Annotated in this window: 5 protein-coding genes; 1 reads left to right on the forward strand and 4 read right to left on the reverse strand. The window is 41.4% G+C overall.

The window, feature by feature from the left end:
* The 3 genes from VF500_RS28820 to VF500_RS28830 all read right to left on the reverse strand — a co-directional run.
* The coding region (locus VF500_RS28820; RefSeq protein ID WP_330862961.1) for a carboxypeptidase-like regulatory domain-containing protein at nucleotides 1-350 on the reverse strand (350 nt) is incomplete at its 3' end.
* 36 nt (nucleotides 351-386) lie between these two features.
* Nucleotides 387-947 carry a peroxidase-related enzyme gene (locus VF500_RS28825; protein WP_330862962.1) on the reverse strand — a complete coding sequence of 187 codons (561 nt, stop codon included), beginning with the start codon at nucleotides 945-947 and terminating at the stop codon, nucleotides 387-389.
* Between the two features lie 188 nt (nucleotides 948-1,135).
* Complete coding sequence (locus VF500_RS28830; protein WP_330862963.1) at nucleotides 1,136-1,684, reverse strand: hypothetical protein; 549 nt, start codon at nucleotides 1,682-1,684, stop codon at nucleotides 1,136-1,138.
* A 280-nt stretch (nucleotides 1,685-1,964) separates the two neighbouring features.
* Between VF500_RS28830 and VF500_RS28835 the strand changes: the two genes are divergently transcribed.
* A complete protein-coding gene (locus VF500_RS28835) occupies nucleotides 1,965-2,441 on the forward strand; it encodes an organic hydroperoxide resistance protein (RefSeq protein WP_330862964.1) in 477 nt (158 codons plus the stop codon).
* Between the two features lie 179 nt (nucleotides 2,442-2,620).
* Here the strand turns inward: VF500_RS28835 and VF500_RS28840 are convergent, their stop codons facing one another.
* The gene (locus tag VF500_RS28840) at nucleotides 2,621-3,301 is read right to left on the reverse strand and encodes a metal-dependent hydrolase (RefSeq protein ID WP_330862965.1); all 681 of its coding nucleotides are present in this window, start codon (nucleotides 3,299-3,301) and stop codon (nucleotides 2,621-2,623) included.
* Between the last annotated feature and the right edge of the window lie 154 nt (nucleotides 3,302-3,455).

Here is a 3,455-nt window from a genome sequence, read left to right on the forward strand (position 1 = left end):
ATGCTTTGGTTAATACGGGTGGCCGATGATACAACCTCGTTAAGTACAATTGCCTTTTGTGTTAGTTTAACGCTAATGTTATTGTTGGCAGATGTTACCTGGCTTTCCTGCACTTCAAAGCCTACGGCAGATATAACAATAGTGAAGGGCAGCTTTAATTTACTGGCACTCAAAGTATAATTGCCCTTTGAATCGGTAGTGGTGCCTGTAAGTTTTCCTTTAACGGAAATGCTTGCGCCCGAAACGGGCTTGCCTGTAGCCGCATCGGTAATGTTGCCCGTTACCTTAACTTCCTGGGCAAACAGGTTTATGGATGTGAGCAGTAATACAAATAATAAAAGTTTTTTCATTGTGATTGGGTTTTAATTTAAATCAGGGGGGTAGGATTATTTTTTTAAATGGTCATAACCTTGCGGCAGGCGAGTGTAGCCATGGTTAACCAGGCGTTCGGCCAGTACATTGTAGTAACCGGCATCGGCTGGGAGGGCAGTGGCCAATCCATCAACATAGCGATTGTAATAGCAAAACAGGGCGGCTATCAGTACGGTGTCATGAATTTCAACATCGGTAGCCTCGGCAGCTTTAGCGCGGTCAATGGCTTCGGTTGTTACATTGCGGCCGTTTTGAGCGGTTAGTTTGGCAATGGTAAGCAGGGCTTTCATTTTCTCGGTAACCGGGGCGGTTTCAATGTTTTCCTTTATTTTTTGCGCTGTTTCGGCTTCACCAGCCAGCAGATCGGCGGCGGCGGTGTGCGCGGTGGTACAAAAGGTACATTGGTTGTTGTGCGATACTACGGTGGCAATCAGCTCACGGTCGGCTTCGGATAGGGTTGACGGCCCGCGCAATAAAAATTGCGTAAGGTTACGGATAGGTTGTGCCGGTTCTTTGGCATACTCCAACAAACCGGTAATGCCCGGCAAATGGCTTTCAAGGGTAATATAAGGCATAAATAATTAGTTGAATGTTTGTAGGTTGGGGGAGAGGATATACCTGTCTGGAGATTATCGATACTATCGATATATAGTAATATCATAGCCTTTGAGCCACGAATAAACTATCGACAGAAATAAATAATAACACAGCAGTAGAGTGGTACAACCACTACCCAAAAAATAAATTAAGACAGGGAAAAAAATTAGCAAACGGCCTTAGGCGGTTGCTCCGGGATATCCTGGTGAGCAGGAATTAACTGTTGAACCGGGTGAACAACAATTTGTTGAGTATATTTTATTGGACAACTAAACTCAAAGTGCACAAAAGTGAAATTGAGGTTGTCCTGCATAGTTATTTTACCAAAGGGAACATGTTCTTTTTGAGGTACCGGGTTCTCTTTTACATCCTTCGCATTAATGATGTTTTTATCGGCCAGGCGAGTGGTTTCATAGTTAGGCGTGCACATTAAATAAATGGCATGCCTCGTTACGCGCATTTTTTGATAATTGTAGCAGTTGCTGCCAAATTGGATCTGTCCGTGAATGTTTTCGTAGCTTTTCCAGTCGGTTATGCCGGGCATGTTAGCCGGGATAACTACTTCAGTGAGATCATTTACATTGTAAAAGCCTTTGGCAGTTTGTTCGGTAAAGTATCTGTTGCTTTTATAAACCAGGAATTGATGTAACGCTACATGCCCGCCTATATTAAGCAGATGAATGTTAAGCAACATCAGAGCGACAAGTTTTTTCAATTGGTTTACGAACAAAGGTTATTTAAAAATGCTGTTTATAAACGTAGTATCCAAATTTATTTAGAATTATTATGCGTAAAGCATAGCCTGTTTTCTTTATCCGTTATCGATTGTAATTAAAAGTTTCAATAATCCTTTTTGTTGATTGGATTTTCGGCTTAAAGAATGTCCGGTTCGTGGTATGCAGTGTCCGGCTCGCATAGTTACTGATAGGACTCGGGCCGATATCAGGGTATCTTTGAGCATACAAAAAACAAAAACTGTTTAAATAAATAACACAATGGAAACTATTAAAGAATCAGCTATCAATAAGATCAAAGTAATCGAAGATATCTCAGCTAATAAAATTGATAAAGTATTGTATACCGCTAATGTGCGCACAGTTGGCGGTCGTGACGGTGGTTCGTCTGTTAGCAGTGATGGTCAGTTGGATATTAAACATTCAACTCCCGGAACCCCTAAACCAGGTACAAACCCCGAGCAACTGTTTGCAGCCGGCTGGTCAGCATGTTTTGAAGGCGCTATCGGATTAGCTGCCGCTAAAAAAAGGATCGAGCTCCCTGCCGAACTGGCCATTGATGCAGAAGTGGATTTGGGTATCACTACCGGTGCTTACTTTTTACAGGCCCGTTTAAATGTAAGTTTACCAGGCCTGGATGTGGAAGTAGCCAAAGCTTTAATTGAAGAAGCTCACAGAACATGTCCTTATTCTAAATTAACTTATGGTAACATCAACGTTGAGATCAACCTGGTGTAAAAGCCACGCCTCCAGTTCACTAAATGGGGAGCTTTGAAAAGAAAAAGGCCTGCTTCAATTTAATTGGAGCAGGCCTTTTTTGCTTTCTTAAAATCCAGACTTACGAAGCTTTAAAAACTTCGTAAGTCTTCTCCGTCTTTGTTATTTCACTTTCAGATGATAACAAACGTTTAGGCCGATCAAATATCTATACTCTCGCCAATACCGGGTAAAAACAGTTTTAATCCAGCTTGTTCAAATTGTTTAACAGCAGCAGCTGTATCTATTTTAATAAAGCCAAAGGTATCATAGTGAACGCCTAAAACTTTATCAGCCTTTACCAGCTTTGCGGCCTCAATGGCATCTTCAACGCCCATGGTTAAAACATCACCTATCGGGAAAACGGCAAAATCAAGGTCAACCCATTTAGCCACCAGTTCCATATCAAGGGTAAGGCCGGTATCACCGCTGTAATAAAGGTTACCGTCGTCGGTTTTTAAAGCATAACCGCAGGCCACACCTGCATAACTACCATCCGGAAAGCTGGCCGAGTGTTGGGCAATGAACGATTTGGCAGTACCAAAATCAAAAGTCACCTTACCGCCCGGGTTTAAAGGATGTACATTTTTAACACCTTTCTTGCTGAAGTAGTCATATACTTCAAAAATGCCCACAACCATGGCTCCTGTACGGTTTGCTATAGTTTCCACATCCAAAACATGATCATAATGACCGTGTGATACAAAAATGTAATCGGCTTTAATTTCATCAATGTTGATGTCTTTAGCCAAATCGTTGCCTGTAATAAAGGGATCAAACAGGATGTGTTTACCCCCGGCAACTACCGAAAAGCATGAGTGACCGTAATAGTTGATTTTCATTGGTTTGGTTTTTTATGTTAATGATGATTAGTTTAAAAGCGGAGCTAAAGCGTTTAAAACAGGCATTGGTAATAGCTTAAAATGATCGTAGGTTGTACAGGTAAATTTACCTGTTACATTGTTTATTTTAGGATATAGAAATGTCATCTTTTTA

It is taken from the genome of Mucilaginibacter sp. (assembly GCF_036383575.1).
In the GTDB taxonomy this organism is placed as follows: domain Bacteria; phylum Bacteroidota; class Bacteroidia; order Sphingobacteriales; family Sphingobacteriaceae; genus Mucilaginibacter.